This is a genomic window from Halorubrum sp. AJ67, from assembly GCF_000513435.1.
On the sequence record NZ_CBVY010000029.1, the window covers coordinates 22,094 to 25,600 of the forward strand.

Here is a 3,507-nt window from a genome sequence, read left to right on the forward strand (position 1 = left end):
GTCCCCTTCCGCACCGAGTCGAGGATGAAGAACGCCTCGTCGGGCGCGAGGAAGTGTCGCGTCACGCCCCGACCCAGCGGCGTCGGCTCGAAGCCGTCGATGAAGTTCCACTCCAACAGCTTCCCGAGCGCGTGCTTCGTCGGGACCTCGCCGATCATGCGATCGTTGAGGCGCTTCGCCTTCTTGCCCGCGACGACGACGTTCGCGAGCGTCTCCTCGGCGGCCGCGGTCTCGTCGTAGTGGGTCGCCACGTCCTCCATCTCGCCTTTCAGGAGGGTGAAGGCGACCTCGTCCTCCGTGCGGTCCATCGAGCTGTGGTAGACGCCGTCGGGCTCGACGAGGAGGTAGACGCGGCCGCGGTCGTGGTAGTCCGGCCGGCCGGCGCGGCCGAGCATCTGGGAGAACTCCTGAACGGAGAGCCACTCGATCCCCATCGCCAGCGAGTCGAAGATCACCTGCGAGGCGGGGAAGTCGACTCCGGCCGCCAGCGCCGCGGTGGTGACGACCGCGGAGAGGTCTTGGTCACCGAACATGCGCTCGACCTTCTTCCGGCGGCCGTAATCGAGCCCGGCGTGGTACGGCGCGGAGTCGTACCGGAGCTTGCGGCTGATCTCGTGACAGCGCCGCCGCGAGTTCGTGAAGATGATCGTCTGGCCGCGGTACCCCTTCGACGATTTCGTGTCGAACTCCCGTTTGACGAGCTTGTCCGCTATCTGCGCCTTCTCGCGGCTGTCGGCGAAGGTGACGTGTCGCTCGATTGGGACGGGTCGCTCCTCGTACTCGATGAGCGTCGCCCGGAGCTTCTTCGCGAGCCACTCGGGGTTCCCGACGGTCGCCGAGAGGTAGACGAACTGGGTGCCGTCGTAGCCCGAATGCGTCTCCATCCGGTTCTCGCTGTAGTACTTCAGCCGCGAGATGAGGCCGTCGAGCCGGTGGCCGCGCTCGCCCTCCTTCAGGGTGTGGACCTCGTCGATGACGACCGTCCCCACGTCGCCCAGATCCTTCCCGGTCCGGAGCGCGTGGTCGATCCCCTCGTAGGTGCCGACGATCACGTCGGCGTGCGGGTCGAACCGGTTGCCGTCGTCGTTCACCCGCGAGGAGCCGACCCGGATGGACACGTCGAGCAGGTCGCCGTAGCGGTCCTCGAAGTCCTCGTGTTTCTGGTTGGCGAGCGCGACGAGCGGGACTAAAAAGAGGAGCTTCCCGTTCCCCTTCAGCGCCCGGTCGATCCCGGTCAACTCCCCGACGAGGGTCTTCCCCGTCGCGGTCGCCGACACGACCAGCTGGTCGTCGCCGTCGAGCAGGCCGTTCCGCACGGAGAGGCTCTGGACGGGGAGCAGCTCCTCGAACCGCCCTTGGAGCTTCGCGGACAGGTCCGGGTGGAGGTCCAGATCCTCGGTTCGCACGGGACTCACGTCGTCGACGTTCGCGGAGACCTCGTCGTACTTCGTGAGGTCGGGGTCGAGTCCGCCCTGGAGGAGGCTCACGATCCGGTCTAAGTCCCCGGACTCGTACAGCAGCTCTTCGAGGCGCTCCTCGGCCGCGCCCGTGAACTCGCCTTTGTACGACAGCTCCCGCTCCAGCTCCCGCCGGGCGCAGTCGCGGCAGATCAGCTCGCCGTTGTGTTCGACCGCCTCCTCGCTCGTGATCGGTCCGTACCGCCCGTCGCTCGCGCACCGCCGGCAGGTCCGCACGGTGAGCGACTCCAGTTGGTAGCCGTCGAGCATCGCCTCCAATCGCTTCCGGTTCTCGGGCGTGGTCTGCTCGGAGACCCGGATGCGGTCGGCCGCCCGCGCGAGGTCGACGAACTCGTCCGGCTGCCGGGGGTGGTCCTCGCCGTCGCGGATCACCCGGAACTTCGCCGGACGCGGGCCGGCGGACGTATCCTTGAGTTCGAGCCGCCCGCGGAGCACGCGGTTCCCGTCGCGGTTCGCGACGACGGTGTAGTCGCTCCGCGACTCGTGGAGGAACAGCGTCTCGACCTCGGCCAACTGCTGTGACACTGCCGTTCGGTACGCGAGCGAGGTATTTCAGGAGTTCGGCTCGGGGGTCGCGCCCGTGGTTCCACGTGCGCGGCGGCGCAGCTACACGAACGGGTCGCACCGAAAAGAACCCGCCTCACGGACGGGGAGAGCGGTCCTACGAGACGAGCAGCTTCTCGCCGCGGTCGACCGTGATCCGGCACGGCGGGGAGAGCTTGTTGTACGCGCGGCGGAACGCCTCCTTCACGACGGACGCCTGCTCGACATCGCAGTACGCCGTGAAGACGACGTCGTCCTTGTTGAGCCGGGCCGCGGTGCCGACCGGCTTGCCGAACGCCTGCCGCATCCCGTCGGAGACGCGGTCCGCGCCGGCTCCGGTCGCCTGCTTGTTCTCCCGGATGACCTGGTGGGGGAACTTCCGGAGGGTCATCTTGTAGTTGCCCTCGCCGAGCTCCTTGATCAGGTGGCGGTTCGCCGAGAGGCGCGCGCTCTCCAAGGAGCCGTGTCGCACCTGAAGCTCCTCTTCGACGCGGAGGCTGATCTGGACGGGGTAGTCGTCCGGCTCGGCGGTGAGGTCGCCCATGTTGTGCTGCGCGATCTTCGAGCCGGGAATGCCCGTGATGTACTCGCGGCGGGTGTACGACGGCTTGTCGATCGTCCGATACATAGAGGCGGGTTTGTCAGACATGGCTACTTGTCCGATGTAGCCGCCGCTGCGTCGATAAAGCCTTCGATAGCGAGGCGTTCCCGTCGGCCCGTTCGGCGTCGACGAGGGCGCTCGCCCCGATCGCGGTGCGTGTTGACACGCCGGTCGGCTCACTCCGTCGGCGTCGGTTCGAGCGCGACGTGGTCGAATCCGCGGTCCGCGAGACGCTCCGCGGCCCGGTCGGTTATCGACGGCGCGACGAGGATTCCGCGGACCGCGGTGACGCCGTCGTTCCCGGGGTCAGCGTTGTTTTCGGCGTCGAGGTCGCTTTCCGGATCGTTCTCGATGTCGGGGTCGTTCTCGGCGTCAGCGGTGCCGTCGGCGGCAGCGGCGGACGCTCCGACGCCCAACTCCTCCTCCATCGCCCGCACGTACCGCGCCAGTTGTCCCACCGCGTCCGGGCCGACCCGGCGACGCTTCAGCTCGACGACGACCGGCGTCTCGTCGGCGTCGACCCCGAAGATGTCCATCGGACCGGCGCTGGAGGGGCGTTCCGTCTCCCTCGGCTCGAATCCCGATTCGACGAGGTCGGGGCGCTCTAAGATCCGGGTTCGGAGATCCTCCTCGCTGCCGTGGAGGTCGAGGTCGCGGCCCCCAGTCACGGCCATCGCGGAGAGCTGGTGAACGTCGGAGAAGCGGACCGTCAGCGTCTCGTCGGGGTTCGACCGCGTCGAGACCACGCGGAGCCGGCCGTCGCGGACCGCGGCGCGGTGTTCCGACCCCGGCGGCTGCCAGTTGACCGGCTGGCGGCCCTCGTCGGTGTGGACCAACGCAGCGCCGTCCGGCTTCAACACGAGCAGGCGGTCGCCGGCCCCACGA

Annotated in this window: 3 protein-coding genes; all 3 read right to left on the reverse strand. The window is 68.4% G+C overall.

The genetic code is table 11. From position 1 onward, the window contains the following. Window positions 1-2,003, reverse strand: a 2,003-nt coding sequence (locus BN903_RS14575) for a DEAD/DEAH box helicase (RefSeq protein WP_048078421.1), incomplete at its 3' end; no start/stop codon positions are given. Between the two features lie 136 nt (window positions 2,004-2,139). Beyond that, window positions 2,140-2,670, reverse strand: a complete 531-nt coding sequence (locus BN903_RS14580; RefSeq protein ID WP_048078419.1) for a 50S ribosomal protein L16 — start codon at window positions 2,668-2,670, stop codon at window positions 2,140-2,142. Between the two features lie 128 nt (window positions 2,671-2,798). After that, a partial coding sequence (nucS, locus tag BN903_RS14585) for an endonuclease NucS (protein ID WP_048078422.1) occupies window positions 2,799-3,507 on the reverse strand: 709 nt, incomplete at its 5' end.